At 72.4% G+C, this 20,670-nt stretch carries 20 protein-coding genes; 9 read left to right on the top strand and 11 right to left on the bottom strand.

Going from position 1 to position 20,670, the window contains the following annotated elements:
• The first annotated feature begins 154 nt into the window (after positions 1-154).
• Genes HNR40_RS12955 through HNR40_RS56200 form a run of 6 tightly spaced genes read left to right on the top strand, consistent with a single transcriptional unit; the run spans position 155 to position 7,189 of the window.
• Positions 155-2,101 (top strand): serine/threonine-protein kinase, encoded by a 1,947-nt coding sequence (locus HNR40_RS12955; RefSeq protein WP_184960770.1) that lies wholly within the window; start codon positions 155-157, stop codon positions 2,099-2,101.
• A gap of 10 nt (positions 2,102-2,111) precedes the next feature.
• Complete coding sequence (locus tag HNR40_RS54475; RefSeq protein WP_312896315.1) at positions 2,112-3,629, top strand: serine/threonine-protein kinase; 1,518 nt, start codon at positions 2,112-2,114, stop codon at positions 3,627-3,629.
• A complete protein-coding gene (locus HNR40_RS12945; protein ID WP_312896314.1) occupies positions 3,626-4,471 on the top strand; it encodes an AraC family transcriptional regulator in 846 nt (281 codons plus the stop codon). The genes HNR40_RS54475 and HNR40_RS12945 overlap by 4 nt, the downstream gene beginning before the upstream one ends.
• A gap of 10 nt (positions 4,472-4,481) precedes the next feature.
• Complete coding sequence (locus tag HNR40_RS12940; protein ID WP_184960767.1) at positions 4,482-5,144, top strand: AzlC family ABC transporter permease; 663 nt, start codon at positions 4,482-4,484, stop codon at positions 5,142-5,144.
• Entirely contained in the window at positions 5,141-5,452 is a 312-nt protein-coding gene (locus HNR40_RS12935; protein ID WP_184960765.1) for a branched-chain amino acid transport AzlD family protein, read from the top strand. The genes HNR40_RS12940 and HNR40_RS12935 overlap by 4 nt, the downstream gene beginning before the upstream one ends.
• Positions 5,453-5,461: 9 nt before the next feature.
• Entirely contained in the window at positions 5,462-7,189 is a 1,728-nt protein-coding gene (locus tag HNR40_RS56200) for a serine/threonine-protein kinase (protein ID WP_184960763.1), read from the top strand.
• Positions 7,190-7,208: 19 nt separating this feature from the next.
• Here HNR40_RS56200 and HNR40_RS12925 read toward each other — a convergent pair whose 3' ends face one another.
• Together HNR40_RS12925 and HNR40_RS12920 are read right to left on the bottom strand one after the other, a co-directional pair.
• The gene (locus HNR40_RS12925) at positions 7,209-8,312 is read right to left on the bottom strand and encodes a sensor histidine kinase (RefSeq protein ID WP_184960761.1); all 1,104 of its coding nucleotides are present in this window, start codon (positions 8,310-8,312) and stop codon (positions 7,209-7,211) included.
• Entirely contained in the window at positions 8,309-8,998 is a 690-nt protein-coding gene (locus tag HNR40_RS12920; RefSeq protein WP_184960759.1) for a response regulator transcription factor, read from the bottom strand. The genes HNR40_RS12925 and HNR40_RS12920 overlap by 4 nt, the downstream gene beginning before the upstream one ends.
• A 120-nt stretch (positions 8,999-9,118) precedes the next feature.
• Here HNR40_RS12920 and HNR40_RS12915 point away from each other — a divergent pair, with 120 nt between their 5' ends.
• Positions 9,119-11,305: an MMPL family transporter gene (locus HNR40_RS12915; RefSeq protein WP_184960757.1), complete on the top strand. Its 2,187-nt coding sequence runs from the start codon at positions 9,119-9,121 to the stop codon at positions 11,303-11,305.
• A 481-nt stretch (positions 11,306-11,786) separates the two neighbouring features.
• Here the strand turns inward: HNR40_RS12915 and HNR40_RS12910 are convergent, their stop codons facing one another.
• The 9 genes from HNR40_RS12910 to HNR40_RS12870 are packed head-to-tail and all read right to left on the bottom strand — an operon-like array spanning position 11,787 to position 18,671.
• Positions 11,787-12,989, bottom strand: a complete 1,203-nt coding sequence (locus HNR40_RS12910) for a beta-ketoacyl synthase N-terminal-like domain-containing protein (RefSeq protein ID WP_184960755.1) — start codon at positions 12,987-12,989, stop codon at positions 11,787-11,789.
• Positions 12,986-14,245 (bottom strand): beta-ketoacyl-[acyl-carrier-protein] synthase family protein, encoded by a 1,260-nt coding sequence (locus HNR40_RS12905; RefSeq protein WP_184960753.1) that lies wholly within the window; start codon positions 14,243-14,245, stop codon positions 12,986-12,988. The genes HNR40_RS12910 and HNR40_RS12905 overlap by 4 nt, the downstream gene beginning before the upstream one ends.
• Positions 14,242-15,063, bottom strand: coding sequence for a cupin domain-containing protein (locus HNR40_RS57170; protein WP_184960751.1), 822 nt, complete (start codon positions 15,061-15,063; stop codon positions 14,242-14,244). The genes HNR40_RS12905 and HNR40_RS57170 overlap by 4 nt, the downstream gene beginning before the upstream one ends.
• Complete coding sequence (locus HNR40_RS12895) at positions 15,060-15,305, bottom strand: acyl carrier protein (RefSeq protein ID WP_221340297.1); 246 nt, start codon at positions 15,303-15,305, stop codon at positions 15,060-15,062. Before HNR40_RS12895 ends, HNR40_RS57170 begins: the two co-directional genes overlap by 4 nt.
• Before the next feature lie 10 nt (positions 15,306-15,315).
• A complete protein-coding gene (locus HNR40_RS12890; RefSeq protein WP_184960748.1) occupies positions 15,316-16,137 on the bottom strand; it encodes an SAM-dependent methyltransferase in 822 nt (273 codons plus the stop codon).
• Positions 16,134-17,300: an FAD-dependent oxidoreductase gene (locus tag HNR40_RS57165; protein WP_184960746.1), complete on the bottom strand. Its 1,167-nt coding sequence runs from the start codon at positions 17,298-17,300 to the stop codon at positions 16,134-16,136. Before HNR40_RS57165 ends, HNR40_RS12890 begins: the two co-directional genes overlap by 4 nt.
• Entirely contained in the window at positions 17,297-17,605 is a 309-nt protein-coding gene (locus HNR40_RS12880; protein WP_184960744.1) for an antibiotic biosynthesis monooxygenase family protein, read from the bottom strand. The genes HNR40_RS57165 and HNR40_RS12880 overlap by 4 nt, the downstream gene beginning before the upstream one ends.
• Positions 17,602-18,321, bottom strand: a complete 720-nt coding sequence (locus tag HNR40_RS12875; protein ID WP_184960742.1) for an SDR family oxidoreductase — start codon at positions 18,319-18,321, stop codon at positions 17,602-17,604. The genes HNR40_RS12880 and HNR40_RS12875 overlap by 4 nt, the downstream gene beginning before the upstream one ends.
• Entirely contained in the window at positions 18,318-18,671 is a 354-nt protein-coding gene (locus HNR40_RS12870) for a SchA/CurD-like domain-containing protein (protein WP_184960740.1), read from the bottom strand. Before HNR40_RS12870 ends, HNR40_RS12875 begins: the two co-directional genes overlap by 4 nt.
• A 353-nt stretch (positions 18,672-19,024) precedes the next feature.
• Here HNR40_RS12870 and HNR40_RS12865 point away from each other — a divergent pair, with 353 nt between their 5' ends.
• Positions 19,025-19,837 carry a sensor histidine kinase gene (locus HNR40_RS12865; protein ID WP_184960738.1) on the top strand — a complete coding sequence of 271 codons (813 nt, stop codon included), beginning with the start codon at positions 19,025-19,027 and terminating at the stop codon, positions 19,835-19,837.
• Positions 19,816-20,481, top strand: a complete 666-nt coding sequence (locus HNR40_RS12860; RefSeq protein ID WP_312896313.1) for a response regulator — start codon at positions 19,816-19,818, stop codon at positions 20,479-20,481. Before HNR40_RS12865 ends, HNR40_RS12860 begins: the two co-directional genes overlap by 22 nt.
• The last annotated feature ends 189 nt before the right edge of the window (positions 20,482-20,670 follow it).

The following is a 20,670-nucleotide window of genomic DNA, read 5'->3' as shown; positions in this document are numbered from 1 at the left end:
GGTGAACGTGTGACGACAAATGATGTCGAAAGGATTACATCCGGCGTCTACCTGCCATAGCTTGCTAGCCGCAGAACGGTCTGACTCTTACGTGAGTCGCCGTTGATCCCCCGCTATGGGAGTATTTCTTGGCCTAGAGGAGGGTTTGAGGCCGTTGACGTCGGATCGTACGCAGCGTGGTCGCCGCATCGCCGGCCGCTACCAACTGCAGGAGCCCATCGGCAGGGGCGGCATGGGGATCGTCTGGCGGGCCCATGACGAGCTGCTCGATCGCACCGTCGCGGTCAAGGAGGTCCGTTACGCGGCCGCCCTGGGCGACGAGGTCCAGTTGCTCAACCGGCGTACCATGCGCGAGGCCAGGGCGGCGGCCAGGTTCGAGCACCCCAACGTGATCGTCGTGCACGACGTGATCGAGGAGGACGACCGGCCCTGGATCGTCATGCAGCTCGTGCCCTCGCGCTCCCTCGGCGCGGTCATCAAGCAGGACGGGCCGCTGCAGCCCGCACGCGTGGCCGAGATCGGGGTGGCCGTCCTCGACGCGCTGCACCGGGCGCACGAGGCGGGCGTCCTGCATCGCGACGTCAAGCCCGAGAACGTGCTGCTGGCCGACGACGGCCGCGTGGTGCTGACCGACTTCGGCATCGCCACGCTGGAGACCGAGACGCAGCTGACCATGACCGGCCTGGCCGGCACGCCCGCGTTCATCGCGCCGGAGCGGCTCAAGGGCCTGCCCGCGCGGCGGGAGTCGGACCTGTGGTCGCTGGGCGCCACGCTCTACACGGCGGTGGAGGGCAAGTCGCCGCACGAGCGCGGCATGGCACTGGCGACCATGCACGCGGTGCTGACCGACGAGCCCGACCCCTCGCACAAGGCCGGACCGCTCAAGCCCATCATCGACGGTCTGCTGGTCAAGGAGCCGGTGCAGCGGCTGACGTACGAGGAGACGGCGCGCATGCTGCGCCGGATCGTCATGCAGTCGCACTCCGAGGCCGTGGTGGCCGTGGACGACATGCCCACCGACCCCAACCTCAAGCCCGTGGCGGCAGCCGTACCGGAAACCGGGACGCGGATCGACACCTCCGCGCTGGAGAGCGCGGCCGTGGAGCAGGCGCGCACGGCCGAGCGCGAGCGCGCCGCCGCCGAACGCGAACGTGAGCAGATCCGCAAGCGGGAGCTGGAGCGCGAACGGGCGCGGGCCCGCGAGCGGGAGAAGGCGGCGGAACGCGAGCGCGAGAAGGCCGCCGAGCGCGAGCGGGCCCGTGAGCGGGAGAGGGCGAGGGAGCGCGAGGCCGCCAGGGAGCGCGAGCGGGAAGCGGCCAGGCAGCGGGCGGCGCTGGCCGCCGAGGCGCCCGCCGACGCCGACGACCCGGACTCCTGGGACCTGATCCCGCAGCCCCCGTCCGCAGAGCTGACCCATCCCTCCGGCGAGGGCGGCCGCCGCCGCTACGGCCCGCTCATCGCCGTCGGCGCCGCCGTGATCGTGGTCGCCGGGATCGGCGGCTACCTCGGCCTGAACTCGGCGGCGGACAGGGGAAACGAAAAGGAGGGCCCGGGGCCCGCCCAGCAGACCACCGCGGTGACCTCTAGCCCGGAAAAGAGCCCAACGGAGCAGGCCGACCCCTCCCCCACCCCGGAGGAGTCCAAGGCTGAGGGCGTGCTGCCCGACGGCTGGAAGATGCACAAGGACAAGTCGGGCTTCTCCCTGGCCCTGCCCAAGGGCTGGGAGGAGTTCAAGCGCGAGGGCAGCCAGGTCTTCTACCGCGGTCCCGGCGCCGGCCCCAACGCCTTCGTGGCGATCGACCAGATCGACAAGGCCGGGGACGACCCGGTCGGCGACTGGAAGCGGCAGGAGAAGTCGGCCAAGAACAACTTCGGCGGCTACAAGAAGATCCACATCAAGAAGGTCGACTACATGGTGGCGGCGGCCGACTGGGAGTTCACCTGGAACACCAACACCGGTGAGACCCGGGTCCGCAACCGGGGCTTCGTCACCGAAGGCGGGATGGGCTACTCCATCTACTGGCACAACCTGGCCAGCCGGTGGAAGAAGGACCTGCACTTCTTCGACACCTTCGCCGCCACCTTCAAACCAGCCAAGTAGGCTGCACGGCGTGGAACGGCTGGTCAGCAACCGCTATCGCCTCATCGAGCCGATCGGCGAGGGCGGCATGGGCGTGGTCTGGCGCGCCCATGACGAGCTGCTCGACCGTCCCGTGGCCGTCAAGGAGGTCCGCTACTCCGGCGTCGGCGAGGCCAAGCGGGCCGAGCTCAACCGGCGCACGATCCGGGAGGCGAGGGCCGCCGGGCGGCTGGAGCACCCGTCGGTGGTCGTGGTATACGACGTGGTCGAGGAGGACGGCCGCCCCTGGATCGTCATGAACCTCGTGCGCTCGCGCTCGCTGGCCAGAGTGGTCGGCGACGACGGCCCGCTGCCGCCCGGCCGGGTGGCGGCGATCGGCGCGGCGCTGCTGGACGCGCTGCGCACCGCGCACGCCGCGGGCGTGCTGCACCGCGACGTGAAGCCGGAGAACGTGCTGCTGGCCGACGACGGCCGCGTGGTGCTGACCGACTTCGGCATCGCCACGCTGGAGGCCGAGCAGGGTCTGACCGCGACGGGCCACCTGGTCGGCACGCCCGCGTACATGCCGCCCGAGCGCCTCAACGGCCTGCCCGCCGGGCCGGAGTCCGACCTGTGGGCGCTGGGCGCGACCCTGTACACCGCGGTCGAGGGCCGGCCGCCCTTCCGCGGCGACTCGTGGGCGTCCACCGTGGCCGCCGTCCTGCGCGACCCGCCCGCCCCGTCGGCGCGCGCGGGCGCGATCGCGCCGGTCATCGAGGGCCTGTTGCGCCGCGATCCGGCCGCCCGCATCCCCGCCGCCCAGGCCGCCGAATTGCTCAACACGGCATCCGGTACGGCCCCGCCACCCCACCAGCCGACCCTCCACAACGGCGTCCGCCCCACCGGCGAGTCGCGGACCAGGCGCGCCAAGCCCTCCCGCCGCCCGCGCTGGATCGCCGCCTCCACCGCGCTCGTCGCCGTGGGCGGCCTGGCCACGGCCGGTTTCCTGCTGTCGGGCCGGCTGGCCGGCACCGCCGCGCCCAAACCCACCCCCACCCCGCCCACCGCCAGCCCCAGCGCCACGGCCACCCCCACGACGACCGCCAAGCCGTCACCGAAGCTCCCCGACGGCTGGCGCACGGTCACCAGCAGGACCGGCGCCTTCTCCCTGGCCGTGCCCAAGGGCTGGAAGGGCAGCAAGACCCCGGACCGCGACAGCATCTCCTGGACCGGGCCGGGACCCGGCGGCCAGCTCATCGTCGAATGGACCGACGACGTCTGGAGCGACCCCGTCCAGCACTGGAAGAACGTCGAAGGCGACATCCTGCGCAGGAAGGAGTTCCGCGACTACCGGCGGATCGCGATCCGGCGGCTGACGTACCTGGGCCGCCCCGCCGCCGACTGGGAGTTCACCCGGGCGAAGGGCACGACGAGGGTGCACGTCATCACGCGCGGCTTCCGCGCCGCCGACGGCCGCCCGTACGCCGTGTACTGGGAGCTGCCCGACAGCCGCTGGGAGGACCACGTGAACTACTTCAACACCTTCGTGGAGTATTTTCGGGTGTTGTGAGGGAGCAGGCGAACTTCTGGCGGCACCCGGCGGTGCCCGAGGTCAACCTGCTCAAAGCCCGCTACGTCACCCACCGCTTCACCCGGCACACCCACGCCGAGTACGCCATCGGGCTGATAGTCGACGGCGTCGAGGAGTTCCAGAACCGCGGCGCCACCCACCGGGCGGGCACGGGCGAGATCGTGCTGGTCAACGCCGACTCGGTGCACACCGGTCACGCGGGGACGCCGGACGGGTGGGCCTACCGGATGCTTTACCCGTCGGCCGAGGCCATGGCGGAGGTGGCGGCCGAGCTGGGCCTGCCGTACGCGCGGCCGTTCTTTCCCGAACAGGTGGTGAGCGATCCGGCGCTGGCGGGGCTGCTGGGGCGCACGCATCTGGCGGCCGAGCGCGGCGACGACCTGACGGCCTCGACCCTGATCCGGACGTTCTTCGCCCAGCTCATGTCGCGCCACTCGACGCGGCCGCGCGTTCCGTCGACCGGTCCGTCCGCGGGCGGGCGCGAGGTGGAGGCGGCGCTGGAGGTGCTGCGCGGGCGCATGGTGGACCCGCCGACGCTGGAGGAACTGGCCGCGACGGTGGGCGCGCGGCCGTTCCCGCTGCTGCGGGCGTTCAAGGCGGCGACCGGCCTGCCGCCGCACGCCTACCTCACCTCGTTGCGGGTACGGCAGGCCCGCTCACTCCTGGAGACGGGCAGCCCGCCGGCCCTGGTGGCCGCCGAGGTGGGCTTCACCGACCAGGCCCACCTGAACCGGCACTTCAAACGCATCGTGGGCGTGCCACCCGCGGCGTACCAGCGCTCCGCAGGAACGTACAAGACGGAGGAAGGCCCAGCTTCCTAGCCTTACCCACATGGAACAGACAACAACCCGTTCCGCCGCGATCCGGGACGGTTTGGGCGTCGGGCTGGCAGTGGGGCTGTCCGGCGTGGCCTTCGGCGCCGCGGCCGTCACCGCGGGACTGGACGTGGCACAGGCGTGCGTGCTGAGCCTGCTGACCTTCACGGGAGCCTCGCAGTTCGCTCTGACCGGAGCCGTGGGCGCGGGCGGCGACCTGGTCTCGGCCACCGCCGGAGCCCTGCTGCTCGGCACCCGCAACACCCTGTACGGCCTGCGCCTGGCCGACCTCCTCCAGGTACGCGGCACCCGCCGGGCGGTGGCCGCGCACGGCGTCATCGACGAGAGCACCGCCGTAGCCCTCGCCCAGCCGGACCCGGCGGCCGCCAGGGCCGGGTTCACCACCACGTTCGTCACGCTCTACGTCATGTGGAACCTCACCACGCTCGCCGGCGCGCTCGGCACCTCCTTCCTGGGCGACCCGGGCATGCTGGGCCTGGACGTCGTCGGCCCCGCCACGTTCCTGGCCATCCTGTGGCCGAGGCTGCGGGAACGTTCCGAACTGCGCACACTCGCGCTGACCGGCGCGCTCATCGCGCTGGCCGCCACGCCGTTCCTGCCTCCGGGCGTGCCCGTGCTGGTGGCCGCGGCGGCCGTGCTGGTGGTGATGGTCCGATGACGCTCTGGTGGGCGATCGCGATCGTCTGCGCGGGCTGCTACGCGCTGAAGCTGGCCGGCCTGGCCGCCCCGCGCAAGGTGCTGGACCACCCGCTCGTGCACCGCTTCTCCGAACTGGTGCCGGTGGCGCTGCTGGCCGCGCTGATCGCGGTGCAGATGTTCACCGAACAGGGCCGCCTGGACTTCGACCTGGCCAGGACCGCCGGGCTGGGCGCCGCGGTGGTCGCGCTGCTGCTGCGCGCGCCGTTCCTGGCCGTGCTGGCGTCGGCCGCCGTCGTCACCGCGCTTGTAAGGCTCTTTACCGGGTAGACGCCCCGCATGTCCGAATCTGCGGGGATCGTCGGCGGCCGCTACCGTCTGCTCAAAACCATCGGCAAGGGTGGCATGGGCACCGTCTGGCAGGCCCATGACGAGGTGCTCGGCCGGGACGTGGCGGTCAAGGAGATCCAGCCGCCGCCCGGCCTCAGCGGCCCCGAGCTCGAGGTGTTCACCGTACGGACCTTCCGCGAGGCGCGGGCCGCGGGGCGGGTCGCCCATCCGGGCGTGGCCACCGTGTACGACGTGCTGGAGGAGCACGGGCACCCGTGGATCATCATGCAGTTCGTCCCCTCCCGCACCCTCGGCGAACTCGTGCGGGACGAGGGCGCGCTGCCACCGGTCCAGGCGGCGGCGATCGGGCTGCAGCTCATGCAGGCGCTGCGGGCCGCCCATGCGGCCGGAGTCCTGCACCGCGACGTCAAACCGGACAACGTGCTGCTCACCGATGACGGCAGGGCGGTGCTGACGGACTTCGGCATCGCCACCACCGAGGACGACGCCTCCCTCACCAGGACCGGCATCCTGGTCGGTACCCCCGCCTTCATCGCCCCCGAACGCGCCGCCGGCAACACCGCCCAGCCCGCCGCCGACCTGTGGTCGCTGGGCGTCACCCTGTACGTGGCCGTCGAGGGCCAGTCCCCCTTCCAGCGCGGCCACGCCCTGGCCACGCTGGGCGCCGTCATGCACGACCCCCCGGGACCCCTGTCCAAGGCGGGCCCGCTGGGCCCGGTCATCCTGGGACTGCTGGAGAAGAACCCCGTCGACCGCCTGACCGGCGAAGACACCGAACGTCACCTGCACGCCATCACCACCGGCCTCGCCCCCGAACCCACCGCCCCCATCCCCGTGCCCGGAACCCCAGGCATGGGTGGCGCAGGCGGTGGCGCGGGCGCCGGGATGGGTGGCGCGGGAGTCGCGGGCGCGGGCGTGGATGGCGCGGGCGTGGGCGCGGGAGTCGCAAGGGCGGGCGTGGATGGCGCGGGCGTGGGCGCGGGTGGCGCGGGTGGCGCGGGAGTCGCAGGCTGGGGTGACGCAGGCTCAGGTGGTACGGGTGCGGGTGCGGGGACGGGCGCTGGCGCGGGGGCGGGCCGGGTGGGGGCGGGTGGCGTGGGTGCCGGCGCCGGCGTCGCGGCTGGGTATGGCGGGCCGGGCGCGGGCCGTGCGGGCGGGCAGGGCGCGGGTGGGCAGGGTGGGCCGGGCGGGGGTGGCCGGGGTGGCGGGCGTGGGACTGGGCGGCACGGGCGTGGGTCCGGGCGGGCGTGGCGGGTGGCCGGGCTGACTGGGCTCGTGCTGGCGGCGGGCCTGGTGACGGGCGGGGTGGCGTGGTGGTCGGAGCGCGACGTGGCCACCCGGACGCCCTCGACGCCCGTGGTCAAGAGCACGCCCACGGAGAATCCCTCGCCGTCCGACACTCCCCCGCCGTCCTCCGCCCCGCCCACCGACTCCCCGGTACGGCAGAGCCCCACCACCCAGCCCACCTCCCAGCCCACCACCAGAGCCCCGGAGCCCGATCCCACCCCGACCAAGAAGCCCACCCCCACCCGCTCGGCCACCCAGAAGGGCGACGACGACAAGCCCGGCGAGGTCGACCCGTCGGAGAACGGCGACGACAAGGGCGGCAAGAAGAAACAGGACGAGGGCGAGAACGAGGACCAGCAAGCAGAGGACCAGCAGAACGACGACCCCGGCTCCGGCATAGCGATGGGCCGCACCGACACGACCAGCTGAAGCACCGGTGCCGGTCAGGTCAGAGCGGTAGCCGTACCGTGAACGTGGCGCCTGCGCCCGGGGTGGAGGCGGCGCGCACCTCGCCGCCGTGGGACGCCACGACGGCGGCCACGATCGACAGCCCCAGCCCCGACCCGCCGAGCCGCCGCCCGTCGGCCTGCCGGTGCTCGCCGCGCCAGAAGCGCTCGAACACCCGTTCGGTCTGCTCCTCGCTCAGGCCCGGCCCCTCGTCGGCGACCTCCAGGAGCGCGTGGCCGCCCTCCCGGCCCAGGCGGACGACGGCGGGGGTGCCGGGCGGCGTGTGGTCCAGGACGTTCTTGAGCAGGTTGCCGATGACCTGGCGGAGCCTGAGCGGGTCGCCGGTGACGGTGACGGGGGTGGCGCACTCCAGTCCGATCACGCGTCCCGGGTCCATGGCGTGGGCGTCGGAGACGGCGTCGGCGGCCAGCGCCATCAGGTCGACGGGCGTGCGTTCCAGGGGACGGCCCTGGTCGAGGCGGGCCAGGAGCAGCATCTCGTCGACCATCGAGCCCATGCGCCCGGCCTCGGCCTCGATGCGGTGCATGGCCCGTGCCAGGTCCTCGGGACGGCCGTCGGCGCCGCGGCGGAACAGCTCGGCGTAGCCGCGGATGGTGGCGATCGGGGTGCGCAGTTCGTGGGAGGCGTCGGCGACGAACCTGCGCAGCCGTTCCTCCGAGGACTCTCTCTGACGGAACGCCCCCTCCAGCTGGCCGAGCATGGCGTTGAGCGCGTGGGCCAGGCGGCCCACCTCGCCAACCGGGCGGGCGGCCTCGATGCGGCGCTCCAGGTTGCCGGCGCCGATGTCGGCGGCGGCCTCGACCATGCGGTCCAGCGGGCGCAGCCCCTTGCGGATCAGGTGGGCGGCCAGGAACGTCAGCAGGACCAGCGCCGCCGCCGAGGTGCCGGCCAGGACCCACGCCACCCGCGAGGTCAGCTCGTCGGAGGCGGCCACGAGCGCCTCGGGCGTGTTCATGGCCAGCAGCCTGCTGCCGTCGGAGCCGCGCCAGTCCTGCAGCGCGCCGAAGGTCGCTCCGGCCACGAGGCCCAGCGCCAGCGTGACCAGCCCGACCGTGGTGAGCACCAGCCGGGTGCGCAGGGTCATCGGTCCTCCCTGGGCAGGCGCAGCACGTACCCGATCCTGGGCATGGTGTGGATCAGCGGCGGCTCGAAGGCGTCGACCTTGCGGCGCAGATAGCTGATGTACGTCTGGACGACGCCGTCGTTGCCGCCGAAGTCGTAGTCCCAGACGTGGTCGAGGATCTGGCGCTTGGACATGACCTTGCCCGCGTTGGCGACCAGGAAGCGCAGCAGCTTGAACTCGGTCGGCGTCAGGTCGATGCGCTGACCGGCCCGCCACACCTCGTAGGTGTCGTCGTCCACGACCAGGTCGGCGAACCCGACCCGGGCCGGGATCTGCGCGGCCCCGCTGGTCCTGCGCAGCACGGCGTGGATGCGCAGGATCAGCTCCTCCAGGCTGAACGGCTTGGTGACGTAGTCGTCGCCGCCGACGGTCAGCCCGGTGATCTTGTCCTCGGTGGCGTCACGCGCGGTGAGGAAGACGACGGGCACCTGAGAACCGGCGGTCCTGATCCGGTGGCAGACCTCGGTGCCGAGGATGTCGGGCAGCAGCACGTCCAGCACGATCAGGTCGGGGTCGAAGCTCTGGGCCAGCGCCACCGCGGACGCCCCGCTGCCGGCGATCCGGGTCTCGAAACCCTCGTAACGCAGGGCGGTGGAGACCAGGTCGGCCAGGTACGGTTCGTCGTCGACGACCAGGATTCGGCTCACGAGGCCAGTCTTTCCCGTCCGTTCTGTGAAAGCCCATAAAGATCTCTGTGAAACCGCACTCACATGCTTTCCTAAGAACGCCCACAGAGCGGGCACCGGCGGCGCTGCTCGACTGATTCCATGGAGAGAATCTCGGCCTTCGTACTCGGCCGCAAGGGCCTCGTCACACTGCTGGCCGCCCTTGCCTTCCTGATCGGCATGGGCGCCACCCCGATCGCGATCCAGCGGCTGTCGGAGGAGTACTCCCACGCCGGCATGCCCGCCTTCGACGCCAACCAGGAGATCGTCCGTCTTTACGGCAACGGCGGCTACCAGCGGCCGTTCGTGCCGGTCGTGGTGCTGCCCGAGGGCACGACCGCCGCCAACCAGCGGGCGGCGCTCGGCCGCGCGTACGAGGCGGTGTCCGCGGCGATGCCGCAGGCGCGCGTCGTGTCGTACGCCAGTGCCGGGGACGCGAAGCTGGTCGGCTCGGACGGCCGCACGACCTTCGGCCTGGTCTACCCCGGCACCTACTCCGACGGCAGCCCACCGGGCGGCGGCCTCGGCGAGACCCCCGACGAGGGCCCGGTGATCAGGGCGGCGATGAGCCCGCACCTGCCCCCGGGCAGCCAGGTCGAGGTGACCGGCCTGGACGCGCTGGCGCCCAGCGTGGACGCCGGCGGCGTGGACGTGCCCACGAAGATCGGCATCGGCGTGCTGGCGGCCGTGATCGTGCTGCTGCTGGTCTTCCGCTCGGCGCTGGCCCTGGTGCCGGTGCTGATCTCGGTGCTGGCGGTGTTCGTGTCGTTCATCGCGATCCTGCTGCTGACGTTCGTGATGACCGTGCACGACGTGGCGCTGACCACGATGCCGCTGCTCGGGCTGGGCATCGCGGTCGACTACTCGTTGCTGATCGTGGCGCGCTGGCGGGAGGAACAGGCCAACGGCCACCGGGGCGACGAGGCGGTCCACCGGGCCATGGCGGGGGCCGGGCGGGCGGTGCTGTTCAGCGGCGTGGCGGTCGCGATCGGGCTGGTGACCATGGTGGTGCTGCCGGTGCCGTTCCTGCGCAGCCTGGGTGTGGCCGGGATGATCATCGCGGCGGTGAGCGTGCTGGTGACGCTGACCGTGCTGCCGGTCCTGCTCGCCCGCACCGGCCAGCGCCTGGACCGTAAGAGGAGCGGCTCGGCGGGCGCCGACGTGCGCTTCGCCCGCGAGGCGCGCGCGGGCCGGGCCTGGTCGGCGTGGGCACAGGTGGTGGTGCGCCGCCGCTGGCCGGCCGCGATCGTGGCCGGCGGGCTGCTGGCCGCGCTCTGCTACACCGCCCTGGGCGTCAACCTCGGCCTGCCGGAGAGCACGCACCTGCGCACCTCGGGTTCCGGGTACGCCGGGCTGACCGCGCTGCGGCAGGCAGGTGTGCCGACCGGCGCCATCACCCCGTTCGACGTGCTGGTGAAGGGCGACCCGGCCACGGCCACCGCCATGATCGCCGGGGTGGAGGGCGTCTCGGCGGTGCTGTCGCCCGACCAGCCGGGCTGGCGCCGCGACGGCACCGCCGTCCTGGCCGTGCTGCCCTCGGCCGAGAACGGCACCGACGCCGGCGAGGCGACCATCGCCCGCGTGCGCGCCGCGGTGCCGGACGGGGTGCTGGTCGGCGGCAACGCCGCGCAGAGCATGGACTTCCGCGAGCACACCTACGGCGCGTTCCCGTGGATGTTCGCGATGATCGCGCTGGTGACGTTCGTGATGCTCGCCCGCGCGTTCCGCTCGCTGCTGCTGCCGCTGAAGGCGGTCCTGCTCAACCTGCTGTCGCTGGGCGCGGTGATCGGCGCGATGGTGCTCATCTGGCAGTACGGCTGGGGCACCAGGGAGATCCTGGACATCCAGCCGACCGGGGCCATCGGGGAGTTCGTCCCGCTGACCATCTTCGCGTTCCTGTACGGGCTGAGCATGGACTACGAGGTCTTCCTCCTGGCCAGGATGCGGGAGGAGTACGACAAGTCCGGAAACACGGCGCAGGCGGTCGTGGAGGGGGTGGGGCGCACCGGGCGGCTGGTGACCTCGGCGGCGCTGATCCTGTTCATCTCCTTCGCGGTGCTGGCTATGACGCCGGAGCTGGACGTCAAGGTGTTCGCCAGCGGGCTGGCGCTCGGGATCGCCCTGGACGCCACGCTCATCCGGGCCGTGCTCGTGCCGGCGGCGGTGGCGATGATGGGGCGCTGGAACTGGTGGCTGCCGGGGTGGGCGGCGCGCGTGCTGTTCGTGCGGCCTTCGCCGCTGCGTCATGAGGATCGGGTGGCGCCGGCCGTACCGGAACCAGTGGGCTGACCCCCGACCAACGGGCCGCCACCCCACCCGGGGCGGCGGCCCCCCACAGACCAAAACCCCCTCACAGGCCAAGAGCCCTCACGGACCAAGCCCTCACGGACCCAGCCCTCGCAGACCAAGGGCCGCACAGCCCCAAAGGCCCTGGCGTGGGGCGAAAGCCCCCGGCGCAAAGCTCGAAAGGCCCGGCGCGAAGCGCGAAAGGCCTATGCGGAGCGAGAGGCCCATCCGGAGCGGAAGGACCGCGCGGAGCGGAAGGGGCCGTGCGGAGTGGGAGGGCCGTGCGGAGTGGGAGGGCCGTGCGGAGTGGGAGGGCCGTGCGGAGTGGGAGGGCCGTGCGGAGCGAGAAAGCCGTGCGGAGCGAGAAAGCCGTGCGGAGTGGGGAGGCCGTGCGGAGCAAGAGGACCCTGGGGAGCGAAAGGTCGGTGTGGGACGGCGAAAAGCCCGCCTCCGGGTGAGGAGGCGGGCTGATCGGGTGGGGTGGTCAGGGGCGGGTGAGGACGGCGGCGGAGTTGAAGCCGCCGGCGCCGCGGGCGGTGACGAGGGCGGCCGAGAGCCCGCGCACCAGGCGTGGCTCGGTGACCAGGTCCAGGTCGGTGGAGGTGGTGTTGATGGTGGGCGGGATGACCCCGTCGGCCAGGGCCAGCGCGGCCCACGCGAGGTCGAGCGCGGCCCCGCCCGAGCACAGGCGGCCCGTCATGGTCTTGGGGACGGTCACCGGCACCCGGCGCGCCCCGAAGACCTCGCGGAGCGCGGCCACCTCGGCCTCGTCCCGGTCCCGGCTGCCGGCGCCGTCGGCGAAGACGACGCCGATGTCGGCGGGGGCCAGCCCGGCTCTGGCGATGGCCTCGCGCATGGCCCGCGCGTACTGGCGGTGGTCGGGGCTGGGGTCGGTGACGTGGTGGGCGTCGTGGGTGGAGGCGGTCCCGGCGATCTCGGCGTAGACCGTGGGCGCGCCCCTGCCGTAGGCCGAGTCTCTCTCCTCGACGAGCAGGATCGCGCCCCCTTCGGCGGGGACGTACCCGGCGGCGTCGGGCGAGAAGGGCCGGTAGGCCCGGTCCGGGTCGGCGCCGCCGGACAGGGCCGTCTCGCTGGACTGGCAGGCCAGCGCATAAGGGGACAGCGGCGCTTCGGTGCCGCCGGTGACGACCGCCTCGGTCCCGCCACGGACCAGCCGCGCGGCTTCGGCCAGTGCGTCGATCGCCCCGGCGGCGTCGGCCACCAGGACGCCGCAGGCGCCCTTGAGCTGGTGTTTGATCGAGAGCTGGCCGCTGCTGGCGGCGTAAAACCAACCGATTGACTGGTAGGCGCTGACCGCCTTGGGGCCCTGGTTCCACAGCGCCTGGATCTCCCGCTGGCCGAAGGCGTTGCCGCCCGAGCCGCTCGCGGTCACCACCGACAGGTCGTACGGGTTCTCCATGCTCGGGTCGAAGGCGGCGTCGGCCAGCGCCAGGTGGGCCCCGGCCAGCGCGAACCAGGTCCACCTGTCGGTCTGGACGCGTAGCTTGCTGTCGACGAACTCGCTGTCGTCGAAGCCGCGTACCTGACCGGCCAGGGGCACCGGGCCCGAGCCGACGGCGGCGATGCGGTTCTCGCCGGCGAGGGAGGCCTCCCAGTGGTCGGTGACGCCCACCCCCGTGGGCGCCACCACGCCGAGGCCGGTGATGACCGCGCGGCGCGCGCTCATGCGGCCCCCGAGAAGACCATCGCCGACTGGAAGCCGCCGAAGCCGCTGCCCGCCGACAGCACGTGCCCGGCCCGGACCTCGCGGGCGACCAGCGGCGTGTAGTCGAGGTCGCACTCGGGGTCGGGCGTGGCCAGGTTGGCCGTGGGCGGCACGACGCCGCGCTTCAGCACCAGCGCGCAGGCGGCCATCTCGATCGAGCCGATGGCGCCGAGCGAGTGGCCGACGACCGACTTGATCGAGCTGATCGGCACCCGCCTGGCGTGCTCGCCGAGCGCGCGCTTGTAGGCGGCGGTCTCGTGGCGGTCGTTCTGCTTGGTGCCGGAGCCGTGGGCGCTGATGTAGCCGATCGCCTCCGGGTCGAGCCTGGCCTGGCCGAGCGCGGCGGAGATCGCCTCGGCCAGTTCGTGCCCGTCGGGGCGCAGGCCGGTCATGTGGAAGCCGTTGGCGCGAGCGGCGTACCCGGAGACCTCGCAGTAGATCGTCGCGCCGCGCCGCCTGGCGTGCTCGAGCTCCTCCACGACGAGTACGGCGGCGCCCTCGCCGAGCACGAAGCCCTTGCGGTCGGCGTCGAAGGGCCGTGAGGCGCCCTCCGGGTCGTCATTGCTGGGCGTGGTGGCGCGGATGGCGTCGAAGCAGGCGACGGTGATCGGCGAGATGGGCGCGTCGGCCGCTCCGGTGATCATGATGTCCGCCTCGCCGTCCTGGATGAGCTGGAAGGCGCGGCCGATGGCGTCGATGCCCGAGGTGCAGCCGGTGGAGACCACCGCGGCGGGGCCGTGGGCGCCATAGCGTACGGCCAGCTCACTGGCCGCGCTGGAGGGCACGAGCGCCTGGTAGAGGAAGGGCCGCAGGTGCCGGTGGTCCACCTCCCAGTCGCGGCCGTGGTCGCTGGCGACCACGTACTCGTCCTCCAGCGTGATGGTGGCGCCGACGGCCGAGCCGAGCGAGACGCCCATCCGGTCGCGGTCGGCCGTCTCCAGGTCGAGCCCGGAGTCGGCGAGCGCCTCGTCGGCGCAGACCAGCGCCATCTGTACGAACCGGTCGGTGCGCCTGATCTCCCGCGGCGTCAGCCCGGCCGCGGCGGGGTCGAAGTCCACCTCGGCGGCGATCTGGGAGCGGAAGGGCGAGGGGTCGAAGGCCGTGATCCGCCGTACGGCCGGCTTGCCGTCCACGATCCGGTTCCAGAACTCCTCGCGGCCCACGCCGCCCGGCGCGATGACGCCGAGGCCGGTGACGACCACACGCCTGGAGCTCACGAGACTTCCTCGGTGTCGACGTGGCCCAGCTCGGGCCGGGGCGCGAGCGGGCAGAGCTGGAAGACGACGAGCGCCTCGACCTCGCCGACGTTCGTCAGCCGGTGGCGCACGTTGCGGGGCACGAACAGCGCCTGCTCGGCCTCCAGGACGACGGGCTCGCCGTCCAGGTCCACCTTGAGCGTGCCGGCGGCCAGGAAGAGGAACTCCTCCGAGTACGGGTGGTAGTGCTCGGCGACCTTCTCGCCGGGCGCGACGCGCACCGCGCCGCTGAAGCCCGCCGTGGCGCCGCAGGTGGCGGGCGAGAGCAGGGTGCGCAGGTCGCCGCCGCGCCGCTGGTTGGACGGCACGTCGTGGAAGCCGATCACCGCGCGGCGGCGGCTCTCCAGCTTCTCCTTGATGAGTCCCATCTGTACCAGCGTGTTGGTGTTGATCCGGTCGGTCATCGCGGCGGTGTCGATCGGGGCGTCGGGCTTCATGTGGAAGTCCTGGACCCAGCGCATCCGGGTGAGGTCGTCGGCCAGTTCCTCGTACACCCAGGTGATGTTCATGAACTCGAACGGGCCGGTCTCCACGCGGCGGGCCCGCACGGTCCAGGTGTCGCGGTCCCAGGAGCGCTCGGAGACCCAGCTCCAGACGCGGCCCTGCTCGTCGGGGTGCATGGTGAGGCGGAAGGTGACGGAGGACTCGCTCTCCTCCAGCACCTCGGCCTTGGCGTACTCGGAGAACAGGCCGGGCCAGGTGGTGACGTCGTTGGTGTGCTCCCACACGAAGGCGGCCGGGGCGGCGATCTCGATCGCGTTGTCGGTGTGCCCGATCATCGGGTCACCGCCGTGAGCCGCTGGTTGACCAGCTCGCGTACCTCGGAAGGCGTGGCGTGCTCGGTGATGCGGTCTTCCACGTCGACGCCGAAGCGGTCCTCGATGCGGGTGGCCAGCTCGACGCGGGCCAGGGAGTCAAGGCCGAGCTCGTCGAAGGTGCTCTCGGCGGCGCCGTCCCCGGCCTGGGAGGGCAGGCCCACGGAGGCCAGCAGGTCGCGCAGCGTGCTATCGGTGAATTCCATCATGATCCTTTCAGCTGAGTGCGGTGACAAGCCAGATACGGGCGGCGCCGACGACCGACGAGTCGGCCATCGGGGGAACGGGACGGCCGAGGCTCCTGGCGAGGTCGGCCTGGTGGGTGACCTCGGCGCGCCAGCCGAAACCGGCGAGCCAGTCGACGGGGTCCTCGACCGACGACAGCCAGGCGGCCTGGGTGGCCTGCAGGCGGTTCATGGCCGGTTTCATGGCGGGCTGGCGCAGGTAGGCCTCGTTGACGTGCTCGGCCGACAGCCGGCTGCCGGGGGCCGACAGCTCGCCGACGCGCTCCAGCACCCGCGCGCCGTCCTCGGGCGCCAGGTACATGAGCACGCCCTCGATCAGCCACGCGGTCGGCCGCTCCGGGTCGAACCCGGCCTCGGTGAGCGCGGCGGGCCAGTCTTCGCGCAGGTCCGCGGCGACCGCCTTGCGCGCGCAGCGGGGCTGGGCGCCCTGGTCGGCCAGCACCTTCTCCTTGAAGGCCACCAGATCGGGCAGGTCCACCTCGAACAGCGCGAGGTCCTCCGGCCAGTCGAGGCGGAAGGCGCGGGTGTCGAGCCCGGCGGCCAGCAGCACGACCTGCCGGATTCCGGCCGCGGCGGCCTCGGTGAGGCGGTCGTCGAAGTAGCGGGTGCGCAGCACGAAGTGGTCGGCGGCGCGCCGGCCCGCCTCGCTGACGCCGTCGATCCGCCCGGCCGCCTCGACGAGGGGGCGGGCGAGGGGGTCGCGGAAGAGGCCGCTCGGGCGCGCGCTCTCTCCCTCTCGTGCCTGCGCGATCAGCACGGCTGTACGGCTCACGCCGCTGGGCAGCCCGGTCATGGTGTGTTCCTCTCGGCGAAGTCGACGGCCATGGTGAGGTCGTAGGTCTTGCGGAAGACGAGGCGGTCGAAGGTGAGCCGCATGAAGGCGTCGCGGGCCGCGCAGGCCACCGGGTTGCGCCAGCGGGTGAGCGCCCCGTTGGCCCGGGACCTGCGGGCGATGCGGGCGGTTCTGGCGACCCTCCTGGCCTCGTAGCGGGCGAGGGCGGCGGGCAGGTCCGGCTCGGCCATGACCTGGCCGAGGACGACGGCGTCCTCGATGGCCTGCCCGGCGCCCTGGCCCAGGTTGAAGGTCATCGGGTGGGCGGCGTCGCCGAGCAGCGTCACCGGGCCGTGGCTCCAGCGCGCGGCCGGCGGCCGGTCGTAGATGGGGACGGGGGTCAGGTCCGCCTCGGGGGTGGCGGCGATGAGCGCGGGCACCGGATCGGGCCAGCCGGCGAACTGCTCCGCCAGCAGGCCGGTGATCCTCGTGCCCAGCGGGGCGGTGATGTGGTCGCTGAGCACGCCGTCCCAGTAGACGTGCTCGCCGCCCAGCCGGTAGCAGACGAACCAGCGGCCCTCCCCCCAGGTGCTGAGGAAGGTGTGCGGGGGAACTCCGGAGCCGGGCAGCTTGATCACGCCCTGGAAGGCGGTGAAGCCCGCGTACCTGGGAGGAGGTTCGTGCGGGATGAGCCCGGCCCGCACGGACGAGCGCAGCCCGTCGGCGCCGACGAGCAGGTCGGCCCGCTCCTCCCTGCCGTCGTCGAAGCGGAGCGTGACCCCGTCGGCGCCGGCGGAGAAGCCGGTGCAGCGGGAGCCGAGCACCAGGTCGCCGCCGACCTCCTCGGCGAGGAGCTGGTGCAGGTCGGGACGGCTGACGCTGTAGACGGGCGCGTCGTAGACGGGGGCCATGTCGGCCATCGGCCAGGTGGCCAGCGTGCGGTCGCGCCGGTTGCGGAAGTGGTGGGTGTGCAGCTCGTAGCCGGCCTTGCCCGCGTCCAGGCCGAGCTGCCGCAGCGCCAGCACGGCGTTGTGCCAGAGCACCAGGCCGTGGCCGGACTGGGCGGCGCGCAGCGCCGGCGCGCGCTCGTGCACGGTGACGGCGGCGCCGGCGCGGCGCAGCGCGATCGCGGCGCTGAGACCGCCGATGCCGCCGCCGACCACGGCGATCCTGCGCGCGCTCACGACGGGCTGCTGGTCTCTTGCCTGATGTGGAAGCGCAGCGAGCGCGCCTCGGTGATGCACTCGCGCATGGGCTTGACCAGCTCGCGGTGCTCCTCGCCGGCCTCCCACGCCAGGAACGCGTCCAGGTTCGCCCACTCGCTGGTGATGAGCCACTGCTCGGGGTCGGTGGCCGACTGGCAGACCTGGTCCTTGAGGTGTCCGGGCACGCCGCCGGCGACCTCGTAGCGGATCTTCTCGTAGGCGGTGAGGAAGTCGTCGGTGCGCTCGGCGGGCACCCGGATGAGGAAGACGATGCGGGCGCTCATCGGGGCGGCCTCCCGGACAGCTCGGAGGTGAACTCGAAGCGGCCGAGCACCGGCACCACGCTGCCGTACAGGCCGTCGGACTCGGCGCTGGTCAGGAACGCGACCACGCGGGCCACGAGCTCGGGCGCGACCATGTGGTCGGTGTCGAGGTCGGGGCGCTCCCGGCGCTTCTGCGGGGTGTCGGCCATGGTCATGGACACGACGTTGGCGTGCACGCCGCCGCGCTTGAGCTCGTGCGCGATCGAACGCACCCACGCGACGAGCGCGGCCTTGGAGGCGGCGTAAGCCGACAGCGCGGGCATCGGCTCGTCGGCCAGCGGGGTGCTGAAGTACACCAGCCGGCCGCCGTCGGTGAGATGCGGCAGCAGGGCCTGGGTGGCGGTGACGGCCGACAGGAAGTTGTCGCGCAGCATGCCCTCGTAGGCGGCCGGGTCCATGAGGAAGTACGGCCCGGCCCGGAACCCGCCGACCAGGTGCACGAGCCCGTCGATCCGCCCGAAGGCGGCCAGCGCGGCCTCGGCCGCCTCCCGGGCGCCGGCAGGGTCGGAGACGTCGGTGGCCAGCGTCTCGACGTCGTACTCCTTGCCCAGCTCGGCCAGCCTGGCCTTGTCGCGGCCGGTGAGCAGGAGGCGGTCGCCGCGCTCGGCCAGCCGGCTGACGACGGCGGGGCCGAGGCCGCCGGTGGCCCCGGTGACGATGAGCGCCGGCGCCGTCATCGGACGGGCTCCGCCACGCGGGTGGTGACGTGCTCCATGATCGCGGTCATGAAGAAGGCGCGGGCGCCCTCGGGCGTGCTCAGGTCGCGGGGCACGGCCAGGTGGGGGTCGAGGGCGCGCTCCAGCTGCTGGATGCTGGGCTGCCTGGACAGGTGCGCCATCACGCTCGGCAGGCTGCCGTCGATCTCGACGACGCGGATCACCGTGGTGTCCTTCATGAAGATCGAGGTGCTGATCAGCCGCGCGCCGTCGGGGGTGTCCCAGTCGGGCGGATCGTAGGTGGCCAGCAGCTCGCGTACGGCCGCCTCAGAGCCGGGCTTGATCTGGAATGTGATCGCATGACGTTGCATGCCTTCAGCGTGTTCGGAGGGGGGCCGGGTGTCTTCCACCGCTTTGGCGAACCCGCGTCCCCTCACTTCGGGGGATCTCCTCCCCTCCTCGAATGAGACATAAAGGATTCACCCTAATAAAACCCAAATGTAAATTGTTGAAGCGCACACCATTTCGCAGTGTTACGCGGGGCATAGAGAAGCCATAGCGAACGCTGGGAGAACGCTGTGAGCGCTTGATCCGGGCAGGTCAGCATGGTATGCCCTGCACAGACGGAGCTCCAGCGAACCGAATAACGCTCTATGTGAAGCCCCTGTGACCATTCTTACGATTTTCTTGTCATGGGTATGTGGGTCAACTAGGCTCCCCGATCATGGGGGTTAAATGGGGAAATACTCACTTACTTGGGGACATCCAGCTCCTTGAGGTAGAGGTACTGCTGGCCGTGCTTCTCGGCCTCACCACCGCGGCCCTGGTCGTCACCGGGGCGCACTGCCGGCTCAAGTCCGGCGCCATGCTGCGCGAGCGCAGCCGAATCGCCCGCGACCTGCACGACGGCGTCGGACACGGCCTCGTCGTCATCGCCTTCCACGCCCGTCAACTCGCCGCCGCGCTGCCCTCGGCGCGCTACGCGGCCGACGTCATCGACAGCACCGCGCAGGCCACACTGGGCGAACTGCGCGGCGCCCTGGGCAGCCTGCGGGCCATGCCCGCTCCACCGCCGGGAGGAGAGCCCGGCCTGGTGGCGCCATCCGGGACCCCACTGGCGGTCCGGCTGGCCGAACTCACCGGCCGCGCCCCGGAGGGCCAGATCACGCTCGTGCTGGAGAACCTCTCCAGCGTCAACGCCGCGGGGGCGGACGTCGAGCACACCGCCTTCCGGGTCGCCCAGGAGGCCCTGACCAACGCGCTCAAGCACGCCGACGGCCCGATCCTGCTGTCGGCCTCGATCGACGGCTGCCTCACCGTCGAGGTGATCAGCCACGGCGGCGGCGGGCCCAAGGCGGTCCCGCCCGAAGGAGGGGGCGGCACCGGACTCGAAGGACTGCGGCAGCGCGTGGCCGAGCACGGCGGCGTGCTGGAGTCGAGCCCGCTGGCCGGGGGCGGCTTCGCCGTACGCGCACTGCTCCCGCTGGAGGGCGGCCACTTATGGGAGGACCGCCCGTGCGAACGATCCGCGTCCTGATCGTCGACGACCAGCCGCTCATCAGGACCGGCCTGCACGCCACGTTCAGCGGCGTGCCCGACCTCGCCGTCGTGGGCGAGGCCGCCAACGGGGTGGAGGCCGTGCAGGCGGTCAAGCGCCTCAGCCCCGACGTCGTGCTCATGGACATCAACATGCCGCGCATGGACGGCCTCACCGCGACCCGGGAGATCATCGGCGCGCGCAGTCCCGCCAAGGTCGTCATCCTCACCATCTACGACCAGGACGAGCACCTGTTCGACGCCCTGCGCAACGGCGCCAGCGGCTTCATACTCAAGCACGCGCCCACCGAGCGGGTCATCGAGGCCGTACGCGAGGCAGCCGAGGGCGACGCCCTGCTGTCACCCTCGGTCACCCGGCGGCTCATCGACGAGTTCGCCAAGCGGCCCACCCTCTCCAGCACGACCGGCGGCAGCCTGCAGCAGCTCACCGACCGGGAGCGGGACGTCTTCCGCCTCCTGGTACGCGGCTACAGCAACGACGAGATCGCCAGGGAGCTCGTCCTCGGCGACAGCACCGTCAAGTCCCATGTCCAGCACCTCTACCAGAAACTCGGCGTCCGCGACCGCGTCCAGGTCGTGATCTACGCCTACGAGAACGGCCTGGTCCCCTCCTCCGCGCGTTAGGGCTCTCCCCCGCGCGGAGGAGGCGGGCAATCAGGCATGCGGTGGGCGACACCCGCCGGGGGCGCTTCCTACGGTGAGACCGACACAGCAGCTCTTTTCGCGAAAGCTCTTTTCGCGAAAGCTCTTTTCGCGAAAGCTCTTTTCGCGAAAGCTCTTTTCGCGAAAGCTCTTTTCGCGAAGGCTCTTGCC

This window comes from Nonomuraea endophytica (assembly GCF_014203235.1).
In the GTDB taxonomy this organism is placed as follows: domain Bacteria; phylum Actinomycetota; class Actinomycetes; order Streptosporangiales; family Streptosporangiaceae; genus Nonomuraea; species Nonomuraea endophytica.
The sequence above is the reverse complement of the archived record's forward strand: the minus strand, read 5'-3'. Positions and strand labels throughout refer to the sequence as shown.